At 40.4% G+C, this 25,391-nt stretch carries 27 protein-coding genes and 1 tRNA gene; 11 read left to right on the top strand and 17 right to left on the bottom strand.

Annotated features, from left to right (window positions below; genetic code table 11):
* Nucleotides 1–174: 174 nt before the first annotated feature.
* On the bottom strand, nucleotides 175–618 hold the full coding sequence (locus J1G40_RS13355) for an RrF2 family transcriptional regulator (RefSeq protein WP_265243149.1): 444 nt from the start codon (nucleotides 616–618) through the stop codon (nucleotides 175–177).
* Between the two features lie 521 nt (nucleotides 619–1,139).
* Nucleotides 1,140–1,221 (bottom strand) — tRNA-Leu (locus J1G40_RS13350).
* 115 nt (nucleotides 1,222–1,336) lie between these two features.
* On the opposite strand from J1G40_RS13350, the gene J1G40_RS13345 reads away from it, so the two are divergent.
* The 4 genes from J1G40_RS13345 to J1G40_RS13330 all read left to right on the top strand — a co-directional run bounded on the left by J1G40_RS13345 (nucleotide 1,337) and on the right by J1G40_RS13330 (nucleotide 6,513).
* Nucleotides 1,337–2,725 carry a dipeptidase gene (locus tag J1G40_RS13345; protein WP_265243148.1) on the top strand — a complete coding sequence of 463 codons (1,389 nt, stop codon included), beginning with the start codon at nucleotides 1,337–1,339 and terminating at the stop codon, nucleotides 2,723–2,725.
* Nucleotides 2,726–2,939: 214 nt separating this feature from the next.
* The gene (locus J1G40_RS13340) at nucleotides 2,940–3,305 is read left to right on the top strand and encodes a BlaI/MecI/CopY family transcriptional regulator (RefSeq protein ID WP_265243147.1); all 366 of its coding nucleotides are present in this window, start codon (nucleotides 2,940–2,942) and stop codon (nucleotides 3,303–3,305) included.
* A 2-nt stretch (nucleotides 3,306–3,307) separates the two neighbouring features.
* Nucleotides 3,308–5,284 (top strand): M56 family metallopeptidase, encoded by a 1,977-nt coding sequence (locus J1G40_RS13335; RefSeq protein WP_265243146.1) that lies wholly within the window; start codon nucleotides 3,308–3,310, stop codon nucleotides 5,282–5,284.
* 128 nt (nucleotides 5,285–5,412) lie between these two features.
* A complete protein-coding gene (locus tag J1G40_RS13330; RefSeq protein ID WP_265243145.1) occupies nucleotides 5,413–6,513 on the top strand; it encodes a DUF4407 domain-containing protein in 1,101 nt (366 codons plus the stop codon).
* Here J1G40_RS13330 and J1G40_RS13325 read toward each other — a convergent pair.
* The 10 genes from J1G40_RS13325 to hemW form a co-directional block, all read right to left on the bottom strand.
* Nucleotides 6,508–7,134 carry a DUF998 domain-containing protein gene (locus J1G40_RS13325; protein ID WP_265243144.1) on the bottom strand — a complete coding sequence of 209 codons (627 nt, stop codon included), beginning with the start codon at nucleotides 7,132–7,134 and terminating at the stop codon, nucleotides 6,508–6,510. The genes J1G40_RS13330 and J1G40_RS13325 overlap by 6 nt on opposite strands.
* Nucleotides 7,135–7,138: 4 nt before the next feature.
* Complete coding sequence (locus tag J1G40_RS13320; RefSeq protein WP_265243143.1) at nucleotides 7,139–8,140, bottom strand: metal-dependent hydrolase; 1,002 nt, start codon at nucleotides 8,138–8,140, stop codon at nucleotides 7,139–7,141.
* A 19-nt stretch (nucleotides 8,141–8,159) separates the two neighbouring features.
* Complete coding sequence (locus J1G40_RS13315) at nucleotides 8,160–9,932, bottom strand: MutS-related protein (protein ID WP_265243142.1); 1,773 nt, start codon at nucleotides 9,930–9,932, stop codon at nucleotides 8,160–8,162.
* Nucleotides 9,933–9,970: 38 nt separating this feature from the next.
* A complete protein-coding gene (locus J1G40_RS13310; RefSeq protein ID WP_265243141.1) occupies nucleotides 9,971–10,330 on the bottom strand; it encodes an MmcQ/YjbR family DNA-binding protein in 360 nt (119 codons plus the stop codon).
* 50 nt (nucleotides 10,331–10,380) lie between these two features.
* Nucleotides 10,381–10,908 carry a GNAT family N-acetyltransferase gene (locus J1G40_RS13305; RefSeq protein ID WP_265243140.1) on the bottom strand — a complete coding sequence of 176 codons (528 nt, stop codon included), beginning with the start codon at nucleotides 10,906–10,908 and terminating at the stop codon, nucleotides 10,381–10,383.
* 11 nt (nucleotides 10,909–10,919) lie between these two features.
* Nucleotides 10,920–11,315, bottom strand: coding sequence for a Dabb family protein (locus J1G40_RS13300; protein WP_265243139.1), 396 nt, complete (start codon nucleotides 11,313–11,315; stop codon nucleotides 10,920–10,922).
* Nucleotides 11,316–11,456: 141 nt separating this feature from the next.
* A complete protein-coding gene (locus tag J1G40_RS13295; RefSeq protein ID WP_265243138.1) occupies nucleotides 11,457–12,077 on the bottom strand; it encodes a DUF4230 domain-containing protein in 621 nt (206 codons plus the stop codon).
* Entirely contained in the window at nucleotides 12,070–12,429 is a 360-nt protein-coding gene (locus tag J1G40_RS13290) for a DUF4260 domain-containing protein (RefSeq protein WP_265243137.1), read from the bottom strand. The genes J1G40_RS13295 and J1G40_RS13290 overlap by 8 nt, the downstream gene beginning before the upstream one ends.
* Nucleotides 12,426–13,178: a cyclase family protein gene (locus J1G40_RS13285; RefSeq protein WP_265243136.1), complete on the bottom strand. Its 753-nt coding sequence runs from the start codon at nucleotides 13,176–13,178 to the stop codon at nucleotides 12,426–12,428. The genes J1G40_RS13290 and J1G40_RS13285 overlap by 4 nt, the downstream gene beginning before the upstream one ends.
* A gap of 5 nt (nucleotides 13,179–13,183) precedes the next feature.
* Complete coding sequence (hemW, locus tag J1G40_RS13280) at nucleotides 13,184–14,326, bottom strand: radical SAM family heme chaperone HemW (RefSeq protein ID WP_265243135.1); 1,143 nt, start codon at nucleotides 14,324–14,326, stop codon at nucleotides 13,184–13,186.
* A 114-nt stretch (nucleotides 14,327–14,440) separates the two neighbouring features.
* Here hemW and J1G40_RS13275 point away from each other — a divergent pair, with 114 nt between their 5' ends.
* A complete protein-coding gene (locus tag J1G40_RS13275) occupies nucleotides 14,441–14,797 on the top strand; it encodes a four helix bundle protein (protein ID WP_265243134.1) in 357 nt (118 codons plus the stop codon).
* Nucleotides 14,798–14,815: 18 nt separating this feature from the next.
* Here J1G40_RS13275 and ruvC read toward each other — a convergent pair whose 3' ends face one another.
* Nucleotides 14,816–15,373: a crossover junction endodeoxyribonuclease RuvC gene (gene ruvC / locus J1G40_RS13270; protein ID WP_265243133.1), complete on the bottom strand. Its 558-nt coding sequence runs from the start codon at nucleotides 15,371–15,373 to the stop codon at nucleotides 14,816–14,818.
* A 6-nt stretch (nucleotides 15,374–15,379) separates the two neighbouring features.
* Nucleotides 15,380–15,856 carry a hypothetical protein gene (locus J1G40_RS13265; RefSeq protein WP_265243132.1) on the bottom strand — a complete coding sequence of 159 codons (477 nt, stop codon included), beginning with the start codon at nucleotides 15,854–15,856 and terminating at the stop codon, nucleotides 15,380–15,382.
* A gap of 129 nt (nucleotides 15,857–15,985) precedes the next feature.
* On the opposite strand from J1G40_RS13265, the gene J1G40_RS13260 reads away from it, so the two are divergent.
* Nucleotides 15,986–16,501 carry a DUF456 domain-containing protein gene (locus J1G40_RS13260; RefSeq protein ID WP_265243131.1) on the top strand — a complete coding sequence of 172 codons (516 nt, stop codon included), beginning with the start codon at nucleotides 15,986–15,988 and terminating at the stop codon, nucleotides 16,499–16,501.
* 40 nt (nucleotides 16,502–16,541) lie between these two features.
* Entirely contained in the window at nucleotides 16,542–16,712 is a 171-nt protein-coding gene (locus J1G40_RS13255; RefSeq protein ID WP_265243130.1) for a hypothetical protein, read from the top strand.
* 49 nt (nucleotides 16,713–16,761) lie between these two features.
* Here the strand turns inward: J1G40_RS13255 and J1G40_RS13250 are convergent, their stop codons facing one another.
* Nucleotides 16,762–17,316 (bottom strand): nitroreductase, encoded by a 555-nt coding sequence (locus J1G40_RS13250; RefSeq protein WP_265243129.1) that lies wholly within the window; start codon nucleotides 17,314–17,316, stop codon nucleotides 16,762–16,764.
* Between the two features lie 42 nt (nucleotides 17,317–17,358).
* Nucleotides 17,359–18,252, bottom strand: coding sequence for a LysR family transcriptional regulator (locus tag J1G40_RS13245; protein WP_265243128.1), 894 nt, complete (start codon nucleotides 18,250–18,252; stop codon nucleotides 17,359–17,361).
* Nucleotides 18,253–18,330: 78 nt separating this feature from the next.
* On the opposite strand from J1G40_RS13245, the gene hutH reads away from it, so the two are divergent.
* From hutH to hutG, 4 genes are read left to right on the top strand one after another with little or no spacing between them, the layout of a single operon-like run.
* Entirely contained in the window at nucleotides 18,331–19,911 is a 1,581-nt protein-coding gene (gene hutH, locus J1G40_RS13240) for a histidine ammonia-lyase (RefSeq protein ID WP_265243127.1), read from the top strand.
* Between the two features lie 24 nt (nucleotides 19,912–19,935).
* Nucleotides 19,936–21,192, top strand: a complete 1,257-nt coding sequence (hutI, locus tag J1G40_RS13235; protein WP_265243126.1) for an imidazolonepropionase — start codon at nucleotides 19,936–19,938, stop codon at nucleotides 21,190–21,192.
* A gap of 2 nt (nucleotides 21,193–21,194) precedes the next feature.
* Nucleotides 21,195–23,198, top strand: coding sequence for a urocanate hydratase (locus tag J1G40_RS13230; protein WP_265243125.1), 2,004 nt, complete (start codon nucleotides 21,195–21,197; stop codon nucleotides 23,196–23,198).
* 45 nt (nucleotides 23,199–23,243) lie between these two features.
* Nucleotides 23,244–24,209, top strand: coding sequence for a formimidoylglutamase (gene hutG / locus J1G40_RS13225; protein ID WP_265243124.1), 966 nt, complete (start codon nucleotides 23,244–23,246; stop codon nucleotides 24,207–24,209).
* Here the strand turns inward: hutG and J1G40_RS13220 are convergent.
* Entirely contained in the window at nucleotides 24,201–25,358 is a 1,158-nt protein-coding gene (locus J1G40_RS13220; protein ID WP_265243123.1) for a homogentisate 1,2-dioxygenase, read from the bottom strand. The two genes, hutG and J1G40_RS13220, sit on opposite strands and share 9 nt — an antisense overlap.
* Nucleotides 25,359–25,391 lie beyond the last annotated feature (33 nt).

Below are 25,391 nucleotides of genomic sequence, written 5' to 3'. Positions count from 1 at the left end.
AATTCAACTGAATAGTGCAACAAAAATCTGCGATATTTAATCGATTAAACGAAAGGGATTATCGGTAAAGGACAATTTAGTCCTTTATTTTAATTTAGGAGGTGATCTTTGTCATAGAAAATGATCAAATTAGCAAAACGAATTTCACCATTTATTGTCACTTTAGGCCTGGAATCATATGAATCTGTTGAGTGTAATTACAGTTCCATTTTCAACCATTTCCTCAGCCATGACGGCAATGGTCTTTTTCTTGAAGTCGTTTAGTAATTGTTCTTTAAATGGGGCGGCAATATAGTGCACCGGGCAGGGGTTTTCACTATTGCATTTTACAAGGCCCAGAAAACAATCGTCTAATTTTTGCTGATCGTCAATTGCAGTTATTATATCCCATACCGTTTTCTCAAGATTTTCCTTGTTTAGAAAAAACCCGCCGCCTGGGCCTTTAGCGGAAGAAATTAATTTATCTGAGCTGAGTTTTCGCAATAATTTCGCAAGGAAAGCCTGCGGCACATCTAATTCGCTGGCAATCTGTTTAGCGCCAAGTTTTTTATCAGCATCACTATTTAGAGCAAGGTAGATCACGGCTCTTATAGCATATTTGCAGGCATTAGTTAACATATATAATATAAAATCTAAAGATAGTAAAAAGATAAAAGGACTATCCTTCTCATAAACAATTGAAATCTGGCGAGAATGGTCCCTGAAAAGATTCCGGTTTACCTTCCTTATTCACTAATCCCTTAGTCAATATTAACCAATTTGCGGATTTATGAAGCTTATTTACTGTACATACCTCATCTGAAATAGATACAATATTTTCAATAATAGAATGTCAATTTGTAGTCTTTCGTCTGAATGCCAAAATGTGCAGGATTCTGATGCCTGTTTCAAGAATTGTTTTAACCCCCCGCTTATCGGAGGAACCTTACTTAGTACAGGCGGTGATAGTCCCTTCACTTCGCTCGGGACAGGCTTCTCGTTTCTCCGCTTTTTATAAAAAAAGCCCATCCAAAAATGGATGGGCCTCTACTCTGTACAGGCGGAGAGACTACATAATGGACTGCGCCTTTATGATAAACTTCTCGCCTCACTGTTTTTTTTACAAAAAAACCCCTCCTTCCGGAGGGGCCTTTACTTCGTACAGGCGGAGAGACTCGAACTCTCACACCTCTCGGCACTAGATCCTAAGTCTAGCGTGTCTACCAATTCCACCACGCCTGCATCTCCCGATCAAATCGGGATGCAAATATAAGTCAAAATTTCAATTTAAAAATAGTACTGTTTAAAAAATTCGTGTTGCTTTTTGTACTTTTAAAACTATATCAAAAGATTCCAAATGCAAAACGTCAGAACTTACGTAGAAGAGCACAAACAAAGATTCCTAAATGAGCTAATAGAATTACTAAGAATTCCCTCGGTAAGCGCCGACTCAGCATATTCTCAGGACATGTTAGACACCGCTGAGGCCGTGGCCAATGCACTTAGAACGGCTGGCTGTGATACCGTAGAAATATGTGAAACCCAGGGATATCCAATTGTTTATGGTGAAAAAAGGATTGGGGAAGACCGCCCTACCGTTTTGGTTTATGGCCATTATGACGTACAACCGCCTGATCCTCTGGACCTATGGGACTCTCCTCCTTTTGAACCCGTTATTAAAACCACCTCACTGCATCCGGATGGTGCTATTTTTGCTAGAGGTGCCAGCGACGATAAAGGACAGTTTTACATGCATGTTAAAGCCCTTGAATATATGCTTCGCTCTAACTCGTTACCCTGTAACATAAAATTCATGATAGAGGGCGAGGAAGAGGTAGGAAGTAAAAGCCTATCTGCTTTCGTTAAGGAAAACCATGAGAAGCTGGCCAACGATATCATCCTTATTTCAGACACCGGCATGATCGCAAATGAAGTGCCTTCTATTACTACAGGATTGCGCGGACTCAGTTATGTAGAGGTTGAAGTTACCGGACCAAATCGGGATTTGCATTCGGGATTGTATGGAGGTGCAGTGGCTAATCCTATTAATATTTTAACTAAAATGATCGCTTCACTACATGATGAAAAAAATCATATAACTATTCCCGGATTTTACGACAAGGTAGAAGAACTTTCTATGGAGGAACGAACTGAAATGGCAAAGGCGCCATTCGATCTTGAAGAATATAAATCTGCCTTGTCTATAGAAGCCGTGTATGGAGAAGAGGGATATTCAACAAACGAACGCAATGCTATAAGGCCCACACTCGATGTCAACGGAATTTGGGGTGGTTATACGGGCGAAGGTGCCAAAACGGTAATCGCAAGTAAAGCATATGCCAAAATTTCTATGCGGTTGGTCCCTAATCAGGACTGGCAAGAAATTACAGCTTTATTTAAACAGCACTTTGAGTCAATAGCACCAGCCGGGGTTCAAGTTAAGGTTACCGCACATCACGGGGGGCAGGCATATGTTACCCCAATTGATCATATCGGTTACCAGGCGGCCAGTAAAGCCTATGAAACTACCTTTGGTAAAGCCCCTGTACCCCAAAGAGGTGGAGGGAGCATCCCGATAGTGGCGCTCTTTGAGGAAGAGCTTAATAGTAAGACTATTTTGATGGGATTTGGTCTGGACAGCAACGCCATCCATTCCCCGAATGAACATTTTGGTATCTGGAATTACCTCAAAGGCATAGAAACCATCCCCTATTTTTACAAATATTTCGCTGAATTGTCAACGTAATCTTTGGGCATTACCCAAACCCAAAACTTCAGGACCATAGTCATTGCAAGTAACTTGCGACGAAGCAATCTCGTATAGATAGCAGAATCATGAGATTGCTTCGTTACGCTCGCAATGACAAGTCTAAGGGGGACTTTTAATAAAATTATACTCTACATTTGTAGAATTAAAATATTTGTTCTATGTTTGTAGAGCAATATTTAAATACAACCCAATGCAGCTGTCAAAATCCGAAGAAGAATTAATGAATATCCTCTGGAAGCAAAAGACTGCTTTTATGAAGGATCTGTTAGACGCATATGAAGCTCCTAAGCCAGCAACTACTACAATAGCGACGTTATTAAAAAGAATGACCGACAAAGGGTTTATAGCTTATGAAAGTCAGGGGAGGTCAAGAAAATATTACCCATTGGTTAAAAAGAAAGACTACTTCTCTAAGCATGTAAACGGATTAATAAAGAATTTCTTTAATGACAGCGCGACACAGTTTGCATCATTCTTTACCCAGGAAACCAACTTAAGTAAAGCAGAGTTGGAAGAACTAAAAAAAATGATCGATACCCAAATCAAAAAGAAATAAATATGTTGCTCTATATCCTAAAATTTACATTTTGCCTGGCAGCGCTGCTCATCTTTTATAAGCTGTTCCTGGAACGCGAGAGTATTCATGTTTTCAAGCGGTTTTATTTATTGGGCGCTCTGTTTTTTTCCTTGACAGTTCCCTCCCTGGTATTTACAGAATATGTAGTGGTTGAAGCCGGTACCGAAACAATATTACAACCTGTAGTTACTTCTTCTGAAGTCATAAATGTACCTCCTGCGCTTGAAGCAGATGCTGCTGACATTGCTCCAATTTTATGGGTAGTTTACCTGTTAGGGGTCATCTTTTTTGGATTAAAATTCATAAAGAATCTTTTTCAAATTTTAAAGAGGATCCGAAATAATCCCAAAATAGATAAGTTGCCTTTTATACAGGTTTTGTTACTTCAACACCTACCGCCACATACGTTTTTCAACTATATTTTTCTGAATAAAGAAAGACTGGAAGCTAATGAGATTCCGAAAGAGGTACTCTTACATGAAGAAACCCATGCCATGCAAAAACACAGCCTGGATGTGCTTTTCATTGAGATTTTGCAAATCATTATGTGGTTTAATCCATTAATCTATATCATAAAGAAGTCTATCAAACTCAATCATGAATTTCTGGCAGACAAAGCGGTATTAAAAAAAGGTATCGATTCATCAACATACCAAAACACGTTGCTTTCATTTATGACACCCATTCATCAACAATCATTGGCAAACGCCATAAATTATTCATCAATCAAAAAACGATTTACAGTCATGACATCACAAACATCAAGAAGATCAATTTTACTAAAGAACCTTTTGCTTTTGCCATTAATTGGGCTATTGCTGATTAGTTTTTCCAACAAGGAAATACACTATGAAACGGCAGAAGGCATCAGTGAAGAATCAGAATTGAACATTTCACAATTAAAGATTGAAATTAAAGACGATCTCAGCCTATGGTTGAACGACCAGCAAGTTGAGTTAGATAAACTTACAGGTCAAATGCTCCAAATAGTGCCTCCAAAGTCGCTCAGCAACTCTATTTTCATTAATGCGTCCCCCGACATTGAGATCCCGGATTGGTTAATCAACCAATTACATATAGAGCTGGGTAAGCTTGGGATTAAAACAATAGAAATTAATACCCGGCTACCTAAGATTAATCACTATGATGATGACAAAAAACCCGTATTTGCAAGACATGAAAAGATACAGGGTGGTGCCACTGAAGAACAACTCAAAATTTTTAAAAAGTTAGCAAAAAAATACAACGCCATTCCAATGGAAGAGCGCAAAATTCCTATGGATGATCTAAGGACTTTAGAAAGTATCTATAAAATAATGCTCCCGCTGCAAAAAGCACACGCAGAGGCATTTCCAGCGATTATGCGGCACAAAGCAAATTCACAGGAAGGGGCTTCCAGGAAACTCATGGCAGAATACAATAAACTGGCAAAACACTACAACAACATGCCACGCCGGAATATGAAAATCTCCTTAAAAGATGTAGAACGTTTAAGACATATCTACAGTTTAATGTCGGACAAGCAAAAGGCAGATGCTGAACCTTTTCCAGATTTTCCGCCTATGCCAGACCCTCCAGGAGCTGCTACTGCTCCTCAACTTGCCAATGTCCCTGAGGTTGCACCCAGTGCCAAGGTTGCACCAGGTCCGGCGATTGCCTCCCAGGCAGTTAGAGCTGTAAAAGCCGCGCAGGCCACACTTCCGCCTTCACCACCTTCACCTGAGACTCCCGTATTGGCAGCTGCAGTTAACGTACCTCCTCCTCCTCCTCCCCCAGCCCCCGATCCCTTAGAGCATGTCATCCAACTAGCCAAAGAAGATGCCATTTTTTACTATCGGGGTAAAAAAATAGATGCAGAAAAGGCCATATCAATTGTAAAGGAGAATAAGGAACTCAGCATTAGCGTTAAAAGAAAGAATAATGAGTCTCCTGTGGTTAAAATATCGAAGTACTTGTAAGAAAAAGATCGCGGGAAATCATAAATGATTCTTAAAGCCGTAATTAAGGGTGCAATTATTGTAACAAATTATACCAAACTGCGTTCTAATAGTCTGTTACAGACTATCAATCAAAAACGAACGCTATTATGATACGACGCTTTTTTATGCTCTGTTCCGGAGCAGACACCAACCTTTTAGAAACCTGTTCTTCAGGAGAACAAAACAAATATGCCGGCATTGGAGCTACTGTCTTCTTTACTGCGGTAATGGCATTTATTGCCAGTAGTTATGCTTTATACACCGTCTTTGACAATGTGTATACCGCCATATTTTTTGGAATAATCTGGGGGTTACTGATATTTAATCTGGACCGGTTTATTGTCTCCACTATCAAAAAAAGGAACAGTTTCAGAAGTGAATTAGTTCAGGCGACACCGCGTATTATTTTGGCTGTAATAATAGCCGTAGTCATCTCCAAACCTTTGGAAATGAAAATTTTTGAAAAGGAAATCAACCAGGTTTTATTGGAACAAAAGAATGAGATGACCCTTGCAAACAAACAGCAGCTAGCGCTGCAATACACCCCTGTGGTTGAAGCTCTGAATCAGGATATTGCGGATCTGAAAAGTGAAATAGTTACCAAAGAAGCGGAGACCAACGCCCTATATGACACCTATATCACAGAGGCTGAGGGAACCGCCGGTACAATGCTACTGGGCAAAGGACCAGTCTATAAAGAAAAAAGAGATAAGCACGATGCATATCTTGCAGAATTACAGGAACTCAAAGCAACTAACGGACAGAAAATTACGGACATTGAGAACCAAATTGCGGCTTTAAATGTTGAATATGCAGAGGTAGTTGCAAATTCTCAACCAATTATTGATGGTTTTGACGGACTAATGGCAAGGATAAATGCCCTGGGAGAACTTCCATGGCTTCCCTCCTTCTTTATTTTCCTCCTATTTTTAGCTATTGAAACTTCACCCATAATTGCTAAACTACTTTCACCAAAAGGACCCTATGATCTTAAGTTGGAAGATGAGGAAAGTGCAATAGCTACCTGGGTAACTCAAAAGGTACGTCAGCGAGAGCATATACTTGCCACAGACACCACACTAAACGAAAAAGTGTACGGGGAAATCGCTGAAGAAGAAGCTGCATACGCCTATAAAAAGGAAAAGGCCGAGGAGTTACTCCGGTTACAGGCCAATGCCTTTCACGAATTGCAGATCAAGAACTTATGATGGTCTGTTTTTTATATAAAAAGCCAGATATATAATCCAAACAATAAAACTGCTCTCTATTATCCGCTGGTAGATTCCTTTTATCTCCGAATCTAAATGGGAGAAAAGAATAAGCACAAATATTCCGGCAATTACGGCACAGCCCAGGCTAACTGCAGAAAGCTTTTTACCATCGGGCCAGCCATGTGCAATAACTCCAATCGCCAATACACAAAAAGGGACAAACATATAGGTCAAGGAACCTGTAAAATTATGGATCAATTGAGCCATACTGGGTGATACCATATCAGGATTGCAACCCAGGTCACAAGGAAATATCCCTGTAATTACCGTGCTAAGGCCATAAAAAACGCCTATACCCCAGAAAGCACCTTTAATTCCATTAGATTTTGGCAAGGTTTTAGGGGCTAAAAATGCAAATAGCGCAAGGCATATCCCTGCGAAAATAAAACCGTATCTCAAAGGTGCTGCACCTTCTATACCGGTGGCATAAGTCTCACTGATATACTGGCTAAATACACTATAATCCTCCAGGCGTATACCACCCCATATAGAGACAATAACAAATACCAATGCCCCCAGCAAGCCCAACCAAAAAACAATATTTTTAGTCCTTTTCATATTTTTAGTTTCCTTTTATTCTGATCCATAATTTGGCGAATAAACTCTTAGCATCATTGGCAAACTTTGGGGCTTCTTGTACCACTAAGCCATTTTGCTTGTTTAGCAATAAATAGCTGAAGATATACTTTGTTTCTTTTTCATCTGTACTGAGTATGCCAAATCTGAGATCGTTAAAATAAATAGTACTCTTCGCCTTTGTAATGATATACCATCCCTCTGAAATAGCAATTAATCGCTGTACTTTATCATCAGCCTTCAGGTTTCCCAACAACTCATGATTCTTAGGATAGGATTTAAATTTAATGGGTTTGGAATCAAAAAAAGAATAGTCCCCAATTAAATAAGCATCCCCAGCATCTATATTGGCCGTCCATAGTATGGTGTTAAATGCTGTAGGTCTGATCGCTATTTCCTGGTATGAAACGCCCTGAATATCCAGGTTTTCAACAAACCTGTTATAAGCAATTCCTTTTAGTATTAGACTAACGAGCAAATATCCACTACTTACTATCAAACCCAGATTATTGTACTTCCTCCTTTTAATACTACCTCTTTTTTGGCGCAGCGCCATGATCAGGAAGATTAAAAATGGCAGGGTATATAGTGGGTCAATAACAAAAATATTCTGAAAAGCCAGCCTCAGATCAAACGGCCAAAATAGCTGGGTTCCCCAGGTAGTAAATGCATCTAAGAGAGGATGTGTAAAAAGTCCCCAAAACATAAGACGGGACCAGTCTTTGTAGCTTGCGCCAGATTTTCTTTCAATTTTGGAAATAAGCCAACCAAAAATGGGCGCCATCAGTAAGCTGAAGAGAATAGAATGACTAAATCCCCGATGCCATTCAGTATAAGTTACAAGATCTACAAAATAAGCACTTAACATATCCAGATCCGGAATTGTCCCGGCAATAGCTCCATATAAAGCAGCTTTGCTACCAACTTTTTTCCCCAGAACGGCCTCGCCCACGGCAGCTCCTAAAACAATTTGTGTCAGTGAATCCATATTATAACAAACTCTGCAACTAATTAACGATTCCCATCTTTTTAAGCAAGAAAGAGGCATTCATATTCTTACAAACCCCTTGCTTAAATTTATAATCAAAATGAAGTTCATCATCTTTTATCTCTGCGTCAAAGTAATAATTTTTAACGGCTTCATAATCCTCTGCAGCCTGGCAGAGACTTAAATCATGGGTTGCGATAATCCCCGTAGATTTTGAAGCAATTAAACGATCTATAAATTTTCGGGAGCCCTGGGCTTTGTCTGTACTGTTAGTGCCCTTTAATATCTCATCTAACACAATAAAGTAGCGCTGTTGTTGAATTTTATCGACTATAAATTTGAGTCGCTTTAATTCGGAAAAGAAGTACGACTCGTCATCTGTTAATGAATCGGTAGTACGCATACTTGTAATTAGCTTTATCGGATTATAAATTATTGATGAGGCATTTACAGGCAAGCCTGTATTGGCCATTACAATTTGGATGGCAACCGTTCTGAGAAAAGTGCTTTTACCTGCCATGTTGGCCCCGGTAACTATAAAAAACTCCGCATCTTTTATGCTAAAATTATTAGTAACAGATTTCTCAGGATCCAACATAGGGTGGGAAGCATCCGTAGCCTGCATTATAAGCGGGCCGTCATGTATTTGGGGAAAATTGTATGCCGGATGATTAAAAGCGAAGTTGCCCATAGTATTGTAAGCATCAAAGAATGCGATAGCCGAAAACCAGGCGGCTACTTCTGAACCGTATTGGGTTAACCACTGCTCAATAGCATAGCACATTTGAATGTCTCTAAGCATAAAGGCATTTCCCAGGATGCCAATTATAATATTGTTGCGCTGATCCAGCCCGTTAAGCAGTCTGGAAAACCTTTTCATCTGTTTAGAAGCAGTGCCATTTTCCCGAATAATCAATCCTCTTTTCTCCTTGAGGATATCAGAAGTAAACGCCGTCTCTTCCAGTTTAAGAAGGAGCGACTGATATTGTTGAAAAGTGCTTTGTACTTTGGAACAATCCGCCGCCAGCTTCCCAATCCTTTTTAGATGTCTTCCCGTGATTCCCAGTCCTAGAAAAAACCATATTATAAGCATCCAACCACTTATCCAATCCAGGAAATAACTGCCAATTACAAGGCCGGAAAGTATAGAAAATACCCAGGGCAGGTACTTCATAATCGGCGATGTAAAAGGTGTATACCCTTTCATCCAGTTGATAATCTTTAGATAAGATGTTTCTGTTTTAACCAGGGAAGCTGTAGCCGAGAAATCTTGTCTCCATTCCGCTATGGCCGACAGTTCCTGTATGGCAGCTTGTTTTTTAAGTATATCGCGTGGCTCATTTGCCAGTAATGCCGAGGCATAAATTTCACTGCCCTGTTGCAGAGCAGTTCTATTAGAATACTGATAAAAAGATCCTCTTCCAAAAAGATCCAGATCCTGGCTAAAATCATGCAAAGCATCTATATATTCTTTACCATCGGCTAAACTTTGAAAGTTGCGGGCACCAACTTCCAATTCCGTTTCATTGATTCTAATTAAGGCCAATAGTTTGGCCTTTTTATAATGGAGGTCTGTGTGGCGGGAAACTAAATATAGGAACAATATAAAGGTCAGTACAAGTATGCCAATTATCAGCTTTGATTCCCCATAGCACAGGTAGATCCCCAAAATGGCTAATAGGAAAATGGCCAGCCGCAACATACTAGAAGTGAAAAGTTGCCGCTTAACTGCCGACAACTCCTGGCTATAGCGCTTAATTTGGTCATTATAAAACTGATGATGATCAACCATATCCTCAAAAAAATAATGTCAAAGATATGGATTCTGGACTAGCCGAGTCGGCCTAATTCCTCTCTCAACTTCTTAGTGAATTTCGACACTACAAGGTCGTAGGAATGATCTATTAATTGTAGCACTAATTTTGGTGGCACTTGTTCCAGGTGTAGTGTATTCCAATGTACTTTACTCATATGATAGCCGGGGATGATTACCCCGTCATATTCTTCTCTGAGTGCGATTGCCCGTTCCGGGTCACATTTTAAATTGGCTTGTGACGGTATTCTTTCCAAAGGAACCAGGGCAAACATTTTGCCCATTACTTTAAATACCAGCGTGTGCTGGTCAAAAGGAAATTCTTCCGTAACTCCTTTTTTATCAATACAGTGTAATCGGAATTCCTCTATATTCACAGCCTAAATTTCATCTATTATTAAGTTGGCATGCGCTTACTCCAGGCGGATTAATCTGATATTAATGCCTGTACATTGGGCCAGTAGTAGCGAACCTTTTCCACGGGTTGCTCCCATAATTCTTTTTCCATCACCATTTCTTTCCTTTGACCCTTGAGTTTTTCGTACAATCTGATGGCTCCTTCATTCTCTTTCAGCACCCACAGGTACATGTCCTGCCGCTTTTCTCTGATCAGAATTTCATTGCCCAGCAATCTCATCAATGCTTTACCAATACCTCTGCCACTATATTCTTTAGAAACATGTAAATTATCAAGATACGCTCCATATACTTCGCTTTCATTGAAAAAAATACAGCCAAACCCAACCAATTCTGTCCCATATTCCGCCAGTATGATGCTCATATCTGTCCGCGGTGTTCTGAAACGTTCTTGCCAAACTTTGTTGCGATCTGCAACAACCTCATGATCCAGGTAATGATCGTCCAAAATTCCACGATAATTCTGTTGCCAGCTTACTGCATGGAGTGCTGCTATATTCTCAGCATCCCCTTTAGTCCCCTGCCTGTATTGAATCATACTACCTTGCCTTACAATCCCATGGAATCATAAACAATCACTTTACTCCATAGATTGCTAGATTCTTCTATAAAAAGTAAATGGGCGGGCTCATCCTGGTAGTTCTGTTGCGCTTCTGCAGACTCAAAAGTAACTATAAGTGAATAGGTAAACGAACCATCAACCACATCTCTGGATGCCTTTGGCGGCGTCCCGATAAAATTGGTCTTGGCAAAATCAGAGTTATTGAGAAATTTACTCAGAGAAGCCTCAAACTTAGACCTATCTGTTTCACTTTCCGGATTATTCAACCAAAAGAACACCGTATGCACGAAGGCAGGATCAAAATTTTTCATTGTTTGCTTTTCTTGACTATAAGTTGTCATTGATATTAGAATAAAAGTAAAAATAAGTATTGTTTGTTTCATTCAGAATTGTTTTGGTGTTATACAATTTTAATAATATAGGTAAATGTAGCCTTTATCAGTGAGCCAGGTTTTACATTTGTTCAATTTCAACTACTGTCTTTAAACAGAACATCTTCCTATAATTAATTACGGGCTTCGCTACTAATCTATTAAATTCTCATCGCCAGAATCAATTTGCAAAGCGGAATAATCCAATTTCCAGCCTATAGTCTCAACTATCTTCTCTATGAGCAATACAGCTTCCATGGCCTCCCGGCTGGCAGTATCCATAAGTCCGCTTTGGGGTATCTTCTCCCTTATATGTTCTTTAGCTTCCAGATTCAAAGCAGTAAGATCATCTGGCTTAAAAGTATTAAAGAGGCCATTTTTAATATCATAGAATTCCAGTTCGGGTTCTATTGATAATATCTCAGGTTTGGGAAAGTTGGTAAGTACAATCTTCTTCTGGGCTTCATCGGCGTGCATAACTAACTTATTCAGGTCATACCCTATTTGAGCCTTGGCATTGATTACAATAAGGGCCTTTTTTTTGCTGCTGAAAAGGCTCATAAAATGCTCTCGGGTATTTTCATATTTATAAATCTCAGCAAAATCCCCTTCAACTGTAATCAACTTACATACACTTTTAGTTTTTTCAAGTAAAACCGTAGACTGGTATTTTGTAAGCTCCCTGCTTTTCCTGGTGTTGAAAAAAGCATATACCCAATACATGATTATGGCACCTAAAACTAAACCCAAAACCAGTTCAAATAAACTATCCATTACTCTTTCCTATTTCTCCTAAATGGGTGTATTTAAATCCTTTGAAATATTTTAATCCGTATCCAAAAGTTCTGTCCATGGCAGTATGTGCAAATAAGATAATACCTATGAGTTGAACAATGGGCATATTTGTAAATTGTCCAAAAAGATAAATTAAAATTGCCAAACCTCGATGGTGAAACAAATTATAGATAATAGCACCTGATTTCTCATTAATTATATAACCTAACATGCCTATGTCTGGCAATAATATAAGCGATGGGAACCACCACCATTGGTAAGGTAATTGTGCAAATAAAACAGTGCCGAAGAAAAACAGAATTGCTTCTTCTAATTTCAGTACTGATTTCATGTTGTAATAATTTTGTAGAGTACAGGCCTGCTTGGACTTGCATCATTTTCGAAGGGTGCCATTTGCAGGTTTAGAAGATAGGTACCATCCGGAATGTTATTGGCTACAAATATGAATTCTGTAATAGTGGCGTGCATTCTTCTCTTGCCATCAAAATTCCAAAAAGCCTTGTGTGCTAATAGTGCTCCTCCATCCTTTTCCTTGTCAATTGAAGGCAAATCTATCAAAAGATGTGATATCCCTTTATCTACTAAATACTGTGCTGCCTGTTCCAGAAGGTACGGAGGGTTAGAGTTGGAGTACTGTCTGTTTAATTTTTGTGTGGTATTTGGCAAGGTCCTAACAATTAGGGCTTCGCGTTTTTTATTCCCAAGGGCATATTGCAACTGCTTTCTGGACACCACAAAGTCTTGTTGATACTTTTCCGGGGCAATGGTAACCAATTCGGCCAGGAAAAAGTAATTGGTCAAATACTGGTTTACAGAATACAACTCCTTTGTAATATGCCCAATACATTCGGTATGTGTCCCATGGGAATGTGGATTAAACCAAATGTCATTGAAGTTTACTGCAGCACCTTCGGAAACCTTTCCTATGAACTCTCCTTCTGTATGTGGTTCAATCCTGGGTGCTTCCAGGTCCCATGCATTGACGTTATCCTCCTTATTGGTCAAGGGAATTGAAATATCCAGGGGACTGGATAAATCTATCTCGTACTTTCTATTCTTAAAATATACTACTGTTCGCAAATCAATTATTTTCTGTCTTTCAAATTTAGCAGAAAAAGATCGGCCGCAATCCCATCTGTAAGAAACTTTCCTTTTTTAGTTACCAGAAGAGTTTCTTTATCTAGTCTTAGTAATCCCTGTTCAAGAAACTTTTCAGACTCCTTTGCCAAATGTTGTCGATAGCGCGAGCCGTACTTTACTTCGATCTCTGCCAAGGATACCCCCCAGATGGTTCTTAAGCCAGTCATTACATATTCGTTGTAGTTATCTCTCTTTGTAAGTATTTCTCTTTCCATAGGAAGTATCCCCATAGTTATTGCCTTAATATATTTGGGGTTGTTAGCTATATTCCATGCCCGGCTTTTACCATCATAAGAATGGGAAGATGGGCCTATTCCCAAATATTTCTTGCCCTGCCAATAGGCCGTATTGTTCCTGGAAAAATAACCGGGTTTACCAAAGTTCGAAACTTCGTAGTGTACAAAACCGTCCTTTTCCAGCTGCTTTATGAGTAGCAAGAATTGTTCCCTGGCTGCCTCATCATCAACGTCTGGCACGAGTCCCTTTTCAATAAACTTCTTTAAAGCAGTTCTGGGTTCTACTGTCAGGGCATATGAAGAGATATGAGGAATATTAAATGATAGCGCCTTTTCAATATTCTGTGTCCATCTGGCTGTGCTCATATTGGGAATCCCATAAATGAGATCTATAGAAATATTATCAAAATATTCCCCGGCACATGCTATACATTTTTCCGCTTCATCCGCATTGTGTGCCCGGTTCATCAGCTGCAAGTCCTGATCATTAAAAGACTGTATCCCAATGCTCAGCCTGTTGATAGGTGTACTGGCCAGTTTTGCAATTACTTCTTTCGTAAGATCGTCCGGATTCGCCTCGAGGGTAATCTCTGGCTCGTCAATAATAGTATAATTAGCATTAACGGTATCCAAAATATCCTCTATTTCATTTAACTCCAGAACAGATGGAGTGCCCCCGCCAAAATAGATAGTCTGTACTTCTTCGTTAGCGAATTCCTCTTTTCTAAGCTCCAATTCCCTGCAAATGCCATGGACCATTGCGGTTTTCTTCGCCATAGTGGTAGAAAAGTGAAAATCACAATAGTGACAGGCCTGTTTGCAAAAAGGAATATGGATGTAGATACCGCTCATTTCAATTAGCAATAAGCAATAAGCAATAAGCAATGTTTATGAATAAATGTTTAATCGATGAACTGAACTTGCAGTGCGCGTACATAATTTAAAATTGAATAAATATTAGTCTTAATGAAAGATAATCCTTTGTTTAGTAAATCATATCGGTTCGCATTAAAAATTGTGCGTCTTTATAAGGAAATATGTCGAACCGAAAGAGAATATGTAATTTCCAAGCAATTAATAAAATGTGGGACTTCAATCGGAGCAAATGTCGCTGAAGCAAATGGTGCGATTTCAAAATCAGATTTTTCATCTAAAATTTCTATTGCATATAAAGAAAGTTTAGAAGTTAAATATTGGCTAAAATTACTAAGAGACTCGGATTACCTGTCTATAAAAGTTGCAGATTCTCTAATAAATGATGCAGATGAACTGTCGAGAATCATGTTCTCAATACTTAGGACTACCAGAATAGAGAGGTACTAATTGATTATTGTTAACTGATTATTGTTTATTGATTTTATCATCATTCTGCTTCACAAATGCCTCCCAGCCCGTATAAGATTTCCCGACCTCTACTCGACCCTGATTGTAGAAATGGCACACTGCAGCTGCAAGTCCATCCGTACTGTCCAGATTTTTGGGGAGCGATTTTAACCCGAGGGTGCTTTGCAGCATTTTGGCCACCTGCTCTTTACTGGCATTACCATTTCCAGTAATGGCCATTTTTATTTTCTTAGGGAGGTATTCGGTAATGGGAATCTGTCTGGACAAGCCTGCAGCCATGGCAACTCCCTGGGCCCTGCCCAATTTCAGCATGGATTGAACATTTTTACCAAAAAAAGGTGCTTCAATGGCAATCTCATCAGGATGATACGTATCTATTAGTTCTATAGTTCTATCGAATATTAATTTAAGTTTGGTAAAATGATCATCGTATTTTTTGAGGAGCAATTCATTCATCTGAATAAATTCCATCTTCTTTCCGCTAACCCTGATAATACCAAACCCCATTATTGTTGTTCCCGGATCTATTCCTAATATGATTTTTTCGTGTGGCATTGTTTCCTATTTATCATTAAATACCAGGGGGATCCTGAATTTTGCATTCACAGGTATTCCTCGTTTAAGGGCTGGCGCTACTTTGGGGACACTTTTAAAACTTTGGGTAATGATTCCGTTGAATTCAGGGATTTGTTCCTTGAGCACCCCGTGTTCTTCTATGTCCAAAACGGTCATTCTACCGTCCTTGTCCACAAGAAAATCCACATAAATACTTTCATCAATTTTCTCATCCAGGACAAATTCGAAATCTTGTAATGTCATGGAAAAATGTAAAAGCAAGGTGTTTTCGAAACACTCCCGTTGGGCCGACTTGGATACCGTCTCGTCACAATCTTCGAATAACGGATATTGGTCCACATCATTCCAATCTATGGCTTGCAGTTCTTTTTCTACCAGTTTTTGGGTTTTTGCTTCCCGGGAAGAAAACCAATCACAGGATACAAAAAAACAAAGCAGACAAAATATTCCCAACTTCCGCATAAAGGCCATATTCTTGGCGGGAAATTACGATTTTTTAGTCAATTGATGCAGTAAATATAACTTCCCAATACTCGAAATCTATGTAACAAAACCTTTATATCTTCGTCAAACAATAAATTGATACTTCTGATGGATATCCTACTATTAGTGATTGGATTTATATTAATGCTGGTGGGCATATTGGGTAGTATTTTACCTGTACTCCCGGGGCCTCCCATAAGTTGGGCAGGATTATTACTGCTCTACCTTACAAAAGCAGTCCCGGACGATTGGTGGTTCCTGGGAATCACGGGGGCTGTAGCTCTCATTGTTTTTGCAATGGACTATATAATCCCGGCAATGGGGACCAGGAAGTTTGGAGGTAGCAGAGCAGGGATGATAGGCACGACCATAGGGTTAATTGTTGCCATATTTTTTCCAATTCTCGGTATTTTCGGCATTGTCATTTGGCCATTTGTAGGGGCGTTAATTGGAGAACTCACTAACAAAGCCGATCAGAAAACAGCGGTAAAAGCAGCTTTTGGTTCTTTTATTGGGTTCCTTACAGGCACCTTTCTGAAGTTTGTTGTTACTATAATCTTCCTGGGGCTATTTATTTCAACAGTATGGGATTATAAAGCAGCGCTCTTCCCTTATTTTGATTAAAGTACTAACAACAATTCACAAATATCAATCATTCCGAAACATGAAAAAAAATAACAATTTAGCAAAGGGAATAGCCATAGGGATTGCCATTGGCACTGCAATAGGTGTGGCTACAGGCAATATTGGGCTCTGGCTGAGTCTCGGTATCGCCATAGGAGCTGGAATGAGTACAGCCTTTAAAGACAAGGAGAAGCAAAAGGAAGAAGATTAGACGTCTATTTTAAAGGTCTGTCCTGCATTCTGGTATATGAAACAATGAATTAATGACTCCATTCCACTTTATCCGCAATAGGGCTGCGGATACCCTCTGGTAATTCTTCGTCATAATATCCCATATAGAAAAATCCTAGGCATTTCTCTCCTTCCTTCATTTCAAAAAATTCATCCATATATTTTATAAGGCCCGGCGAACTCCAATAGCAGCCTATGCCCAGTTCCGCACAATACAGCCACATATTTTGTACGGCCATTGCCGTAGCGGCAATTTCCTCCCATTCTGGTATACTTTCATTAGGATCTCGTTGCATACAAATGGCAATTACCGCCGCTGCCCTTTTAGGGTTCTCTATCAGTTTTTTTGCCTTCATTTGCTTGGGGCGAGCTTCCTCCTCCAGGTATTTATAAGAGAGAAACAGCCCGAGTTTTTCCTTGGATTCGCCCATGAGCACCTTAAACCTCCAGGGTTCTGTTTTTTTATGAGTTGGGGCCCAATTGGCAGTTTCGAGTACTTTTTCTATCGTTGCCCTTTCTATAGGTAAATCATTGTACTGTACAGGAAATACGGAACGTCTTTTTTTGATGAGGTCTAAAATCATAGCACTTTCTCTGGGTTTTAGGACAAATTTAATACAATCAAACTATTCTTCTTTCTGTAGTAAAAGATTGAGGCAATTTTCTAAGGCCGGGTTTCTATTGTCAGTTTTCCAGATTACGGAAAGGGTGGCGCGCTGTGGTATTTTTTTCAATTCGATGAACTTTACTTTCAACCGAAAACCATACTGCAATGCAGTAGGAACAATTGCTATTCCAAGATTATTTTCTACCAGCTTAAAAATGGTTTGTGCATGTACCGATTTATGTGATACCAGGGGTGAAAAGCCGGCATCCTCGCATATACTCATAACAGTATCGTAGTACAGGGGGCTGTACTCCTGTGAAAACAGAATAAAACTATCCTTTGCAAACTGTTGTAAACCAGTAAATTCTTTAGCCCCAATTTTATGTTTTTTTGGTACTACCAATGAAAAAGTATCCTCATATATCGGTTGTATTTCCAGTCCCGGTGGGGTCCTTGATAATCTTACGAATCCCAGATCTAATTTATCTTTTATGATAGCACTAAGCTGTGAATTGTTAGAAAGTTCCTCCAGGCTGGTATTAATCCCCGGCCTGCTTTCTTTTAAATTTAAAAGCAATTCCGGGATCACCTGTTGCATGGCAGATCCCAGAAATCCAATTCGCAATTCCCCGGTATTCCCCTGGGCTACTAATTTCATTTGTTTTTTAGTGATTTCCAGATGATTGAGTATAAATTCCACTTCATTTTTAAGATATTCCCCAGCAGCAGTTAGGCTTACCTTCTTCTTATCTCTTAGAAAAAGTGAAACCCCCAGTATGTCTTCCATTTGTTTAATCTGCCGACTCAATCCGGGTTGTGAAATAAAAAGCTTCTCAGCGGCCTTCCTGAAGTGCAATTCATCAGCTACTGCTAGAAAATATTTGAAGTGTCGCAATTCTAATTGATAACTCATAGTTATTAACTATTGATATATTTAGTATTAGTAATTATCAAACATAAGCAATAATTTTATGCTTCCAAAACCCATAACATGGTGGCATCAAAAAAGATATTTTACTACGGGGAAGATTGGCTAACTGCCGGGATCGCATTGCAATTAGTTTCGGGAGAAAAAATTGGCCGAATCTCAAATAAATGCAGGGGAAATATTAGGAGGAGTCAGGAAGCAGTAGCGAAGATTGTGGATAAAGGTCTGCCCGTTTATGGTATAAACACTGGGTTTGGACCACTTTGTACCACAAAGATATCCAAAGATGAAACTAATATTTTACAGAACAATATATTGCAGAGTCACAGTGTTGGTGTAGGGGAGCCCATCGCAAATGAGTTGGCTAAACTTATGCTGATTCTTAAATTGCACGCGCTCTCAAAAGGGTATTCAGGTATTGCAGAAACCACCCTGGACCGGATATTGTGGCATATAGAAAATGATGCTATCCCTACAGTCCCATCACAAGGCTCGGTAGGAGCTTCGGGCGACCTTGCCCCTTTGTCTCATTTATTTTTGCCACTAATAGGTCTTGGGGAAGTACATTATAAAGGAAATGTAATTAATTCAGATGCCCTGCTAAAAGAAGTTAATTTAAAACCGATTAATTTAATAGCTAAAGAAGGGCTGGCTTTAATTAATGGCACACAATTTATTGCCGCCCATGCGGTGATGACCATAGAAAAACTGCACAATTGCTTGTCTCATGCCGATATCATCGGTGCGATGATGATTGAAGGCCTGCAGGGTTCCATAAAGCCTTTTTACAAAGAATTACACAACTTAAGGCCCTTTAAGGGAAACATACATGTGGCCAGCAGAATAAAACTGCTTCTGGAAGGGTCTGAAATAATGGAAGATCATATAGATTGTGAACGTGTACAAGACCCCTATTCCCTTCGATGTATGCCACAGGTTCACGGCGCCTCAAGGAATGCCTGGTTGCACTTAAAAGAATTATTGGAAACAGAATTGAACTCGGTCACGGACAATCCTGTAGTGATAGATGAAGATCTAACGATCAGCGGGGGAAGTTTTCACGGTCAGCCACTTGCAATGGCACTGGATTACGCCTGTCTGGCTGCGGCTGAGCTGGGAAGTATTTCCGACCGTCGAATCTATCTGGCGCTGGAAGGAAACAGCCCTGGTGTTCCAAAATTACTAATGGAAGACAGCGGTATCAATTCTGGTTATATGATTTTGCAATACACCACGGCAGCCTTGGCCAGTGAAAACAAAGGACTATGTTTCCCGTCCAGTGCTGATAGTATTCCAACATCACTGGGGCAGGAAGACCATGTAAGTATGGGATCTATCTCTGGAAGAAAAGCATTGCAGGTCATAGAGAATGTAGAAAAGATTCTGGCCATAGAACTGCTGACTGCCACCCAGGCCTTTGAATTCAGAAAGCCTATGAAGTCGGGAATTTTATTAGACGAAGTGCATAAGGCCGTTAGAAAAAAAGTGGCTTTCGCCGAAAAAGACCGGGTTTTTGCAAAGGATATTGCCTGTGGAATTAGTATGATTAAAAGCAAAGAAATAGTTAGCAGTATCAATAAGCTTATCAAACAGCAGGGACTTTCACTTAATACTCCATATTCAGAAGAATTTGAACTATATTAAAAAGAATCAATAATTATCTGTCCATTGAAAGATTTAAAACTAATAGGTCCGTTTAGCCAAATTGCAACCCTCTCGGATATTTCCCTTAAAGGCCCTATAGCCGATAAGGAACTTAAGATAATTGAGCAGGGCGGAATCATGGTGGAAAACGGTATCATTAAAGAAATAGGCAATTATGATGATTTGGCCTCAAGAGCCGTAGCAATGAATGCCACTATAGAAGAATTGCAAGGAAAACACAGTTGTCTCCCTGGCCTGATAGATGCACATACGCATATATGTTTTGGTGGTTCCAGGGCTAAAGATTATGCCTTGCGAAACGCCGGAAAAAGCTATTTGGAAATCGCTAAAGCGGGCGGCGGCATTTGGGATACCGTTACACAAACCAGAAAAGCAAGTGGAGAAGATCTGATCAAAGGGATCGTAAAACGAGCTAACAGACATTTGAAAAACGGCACAACCACCCTTGAAGTTAAAAGTGGGTATGGGCTCTCCGTAGAGGAAGAACTAAAAATGCTAAACGCAATTAAAGAGGCCAACAAGCAACTGCATTCAGACCTGATTTCCACCTGTCTGGCAGCACATATGGTGCCCAGGGATCATCATGGCACTACTGAAGAATATCTCAATGAAATAAGTACAACCCTGTTTCCTTTGCTCAAAGAAGAGGGCTTAAGTAACAGAATTGATGCCTTTATAGAAGAAGGCGCATTTACTCCCTCCTCCATTGCCTCTTATTTTAGCCGTGCCAGGGAAATGGGTTTTGACATTACCGTACATGCCGATCAATTTTCTACAGGAGGCAGTAAAGTAGCGGTAGAATTTGGAGCAATTAGTGCCGATCATCTGGAGGCCAGTACTGATACTGAAATTCAACTGCTTGGGAATAGCAATGTAATCGCAACTGCGCTCCCAGGAGCCTCACTGGGGCTTGGCTGCAATTTTACACCAGCCCGAAAAATCCTGGATGCCGGTGGAGCCTTAGCGATTGCCAGTGATCATAATCCCGGATCTGCCCCCATGGGCGATTTACTTACTCAGGCAGCTGTTCTGGGAGCCTATGAAAAACTTACTAATGCCGAAGTGCTGGCAGGCATCACTTTTAGGGCGGCGGCTGCCCTTGGATTAAAAGACAGAGGGCGCATTGAGGTAGATCAAATGGCAGATTTAAGTGTATTTCACACTGCTGATTACAGGGAAATCCTATATCATCAAGGGAATTTTAAACCCTGTCTGGTTTACAAAAACGGCCATAGAGTATATGACAAACACAAATCATAATTATGGATTTCAAATCTCAAATTCTTCAGGGAATTCCAAACGAACTGCCGCCCAAACCTGCTGGTTACCCTACAGGCAATCCGGCTCCGAAAAGGAAAGAAATTCTCTCGCCCGAAGAGAAAAAGCTAGCCATACGTAACGCCCTGCGCTATTTTCCAAAAACCTGGCACAAGACACTGTCCCTGGAGTTTGCCGAAGAACTTGAAACCTGTGGAAGAATATATATGTACAGGCTAAAACCGGCCTATGAATTATATGCAAGGCCTATTTCCGAATACCCGGCAAACTCAGGGCAAGCCGCAGCAATAATGCTGATGATACAGAACAATCTGAATCCGGAGGTTGCCCAGCATCCTAATGAACTAATTACATATGGCGGTAACGGGGCCGTATTTCAAAACTGGGCGCAATACCTGATCACAATGAAATACCTCGCCCAAATGACAGACAGGCAGACACTGCATATTTATTCTGGCCATCCAATGGGGTTATTTCCGTCATCAGAAGAAGCACCCCGCGTAGTAGTGACAAATGGTATGATGATTCCAAATTATTCCAAACCGGACGATTGGGAAAAATACAATGCCCTGGGAGTAACACAATACGGGCAGATGACAGCTGGTTCTTATATGTATATTGGGCCTCAGGGAATTGTTCATGGCACGGCCATTACGGTTATGAATGCCTTTAGAAAAATACTACCTCAGGGAGAACCAACAGCCGGGAAAATATTCCTTACGGCGGGTATGGGAGGAATGAGCGGTGCCCAGCCAAAAGCAGGCAACATCGCCGGTTGTATAACGGTATGTGCAGAAGTAAATAAGGCAGCAGCAATCAAAAGGTTTGAACAAGGCTGGGTAGACGAGCTTATTATCGCAATGGATCAGCTTATTTCCAGGACCAAAAAAGCTGTTGCACAAAAAGAGGTGGTCTCCCTGGCTTATATAGGCAATGTTGTAGAAGTTTGGGAAGCCTTTTATGACGAACATATTTTTGTGCATCTTGGTTCCGATCAAACCTCCCTTCACAACCCCTGGGCAGGCGGGTACTACCCGGTGGGACTCACTTTTGAACAATCCAATAAATTAATGAGTTCAGATCCCGAAACCTTTCAGGAAAAGGTGCGCGAATCTTTAAGGAGGCAGGTAACGGCTATTAACAAACATTCGGAAAAAGGCACCTACTTCTTTGATTACGGCAATGCCTTTCTACTGGAAGCCTCAAGGGCCGGGGCGGCGATTATGGCAGAAAACAATATCGACTTTAAGTACCCTTCCTATGTTCAGGACATTCTTGGCCCAATGTGTTTCGATTATGGTTTTGGGCCATTCAGGTGGGTATGTACTTCTGGCGATCCGGAGGATTTAAAAAAAACAGATGCCATTGCTCTGAAGGTGTTGGAAAGAATAAAATCTGATGCTCCCCGGGAAATTCAGCAACAGATGGGCGATAATATAAAGTGGATTTCTGAAGCCGAAGAAAACAAATTGGTTGTAGGTTCCCAAGCCAGAATTCTTTATGCCGATGCTGAAGGCAGAAGTAAGATCGCCGAAGCCTTTAATATGGCTATTAGCACTGGAGAAATCTCAGCACCAGTAGTATTGGGGAGGGATCACCACGATGTAAGCGGTACTGATTCTCCGTTCAGAGAAACCAGTAATATATACGATGGCAGCAAATTTACAGCAGATATGGCCATCCATAATGTAATTGGGGATAGTTTCAGAGGAGCTACCTGGGTTTCTATCCATAACGGAGGTGGAGTTGGTTGGGGAGAAGTCATTAATGGAGGCTTTGGTCTGGTTCTGGATGGTAGTTCAGAAGCGGACATTCGATTAAAAAATATGCTTTTTTATGATGTAAACAATGGGATAGCCCGAAGAGGGTGGGCCCGTAACAAGGAGGCGTTGTTTGCCATTGAAAGAGAAATGGAAAGAACTCCTGAACTGAAGGTTACTTTACCTAATTTTGTAGAAGATGACCTTCTGGAGGCCTTGTTTGAATAAACCTGAAGGTTTCAGGAATCCTCAAATTAGTTACAGCAAAATAATATGAAGTCGTATCTCCCTCCTATAGCAAAACTGTGGACCGGACGAAATTCCGGCCATGGGCATTATATGCATGAGAGGGTTGAATGCATTCCTCTTGATGGTGAATTTTCTGATCTAAGAAACAATGCTTGTGGTATCTTAGGATATTGCTGCGATGAAGGGGTACGAAGAAATTATGGAAGGCCTGGTGCCGCTGAAGCTCCGGACACAATTAGGAAGCAACTCGCAAAAATGCCCTCCCATTTACCTCAGTCCACCTCCCTTATAGATTTTGGTTCTGTAGAGTGTCTGAATGGTAATATGGAGGCTGCCCAGTCTTTTCTTGGCGAAAAGGTCTTTACCCTTCTCAACTCAAACATATTCCCAATTATTCTGGGTGGTGGTCATGATATCGCATATGGTCATCACCAGGGAATAATTAACTATTTAGGGAAGGCTAAGACTTTGGGAATCATCAATTTTGATGCGCATTTCGATTTGAGATCCAATGCATCAGGGAACAATTCCGGCACTCCTTTTTTTCAAATTGCTGAAGATGCTATAGCCAATAAAACTCCTATGAACTATATGTGTCTGGGTATTCGTGATAATGCAAATGACAGGGCATTATTTGCAAAAGCAAAGGATTTGGAGGTTGCATTTATCAAGGCAGAGCAATTTAACATGCACAATGTTGATCAGGTAAAAAGTGAACTTAAAGAATTTATTGAGAAGGTAGATTATCTCTACCTGACCATAGATATGGACGGGTTTTCTTCGGCATATGCCCCAGGAGTTAGTGCGGCCTCTCCCATGGGATTTGCACCGGACATTGCCCTGGAAGCCATAAAGACAATTATCCAAGCCAGAAAGTTGATTAGTATGGATATAGCAGAAATGAACCCGGCATATGACATTGACAATCAAACTGCGATACTTGCAGCAAGTTTAATTCATTTTGTGCTTCACGAAATAGCTTTACTCTAGCCAGGAAGTGTAATATTTACCATCATCAAGATCCAGCGCCTTCTGTGTAAGTTGTAAAGGTTTAAAAGTATCAATCATTACAGCCAATTCCTCGGTCCCGGATTTCCCTATACTCGCCTCATAGGTTCCCGGGTGCGGCCCGTGTGGTATCCCGGCAGGGTGTAATGAGATATAGCCCTGATCTATATTATTCCGGCTCATAAAATCGCCGTCTACATAATACAACACCTCATCAGAATCTATATTCGAATGATTATAGGGTGCCGGAATGGCCTCCGGATGATAATCATATAGTCTTGGACAGAATGAGCAGACCACAAAGGTACTTGTCTCAAAAGTCTGATGCACAGGGGGTGGCTGATGTACCCGGCCTGTAATCGGTTCAAAATCGTGGATAGAAAATGCATAAGGATAATTATAACCATCCCAGCCAACCACGTCAAAAGGATGTGTGGCATAAACCATATGATGTAATTGTCCCTGCTTTTTTACCTTCATCAGAAACTCCCCTTTTTCATCATGGGTCTGCAAATTCTCGGGCAGTTTAAAATCACGTTCACAAAAAGGTGAATGTTCTAAATGTTGCCCAAACCAATTGCGGTACCGCTTTGGGGTATATATTGGGTGATAAGATTCTGTGATCAAAAGCCTGTTATCCTCGCTATTGAATTCTATCTGATATATCATTCCTCTTGGAATTAATATATAATCCCCATACTCAAAGAGAATTTCACCTAACATGGTCTTCAACGTCCCTGTTCCCTTATGCACAAACAACAACTCATCTGCATCTGCATTTTTATAAAAGTAGTCCGTCATAGACTTCTTAGGGGCGGCCAGACCTACATGAACATCAGAATTAAAAAGTATCACTTTTCTGCTGTCCAGATAATCGTCTTCGGCTTTTAATTCCAGGCCTTTTAACAAGCGCGACTTCATATTATAAGCTACCGCCGCCCTGGGAGTAATATCAATAGGCTCAGCCACTTCCTTAACCTGAGTAGGTCTGTGCAGATGGTACATTAAGGAAGACATTCCGTCAAATCCTATAGTTCCAAAGAGCTGTTCATAATGAAGTGTTCCGTCTTTTTTCTTAAATACGGTGTGTCGCTTGTGGGGAATATGTCCCAATTTATGGTATAATGGCATGTGCTAGAATTTTAGATTGCGTTTGTCTGGCAA

The organism is Muriicola sp. Z0-33 (assembly GCF_026126425.1).
In the GTDB taxonomy this organism is placed as follows: Bacteria; Bacteroidota; Bacteroidia; order Flavobacteriales; family Flavobacteriaceae; genus JAFMPW01.
Note: the sequence above shows the minus strand (reverse complement) of the source record. Positions and strands in the feature narration are given on the sequence as shown.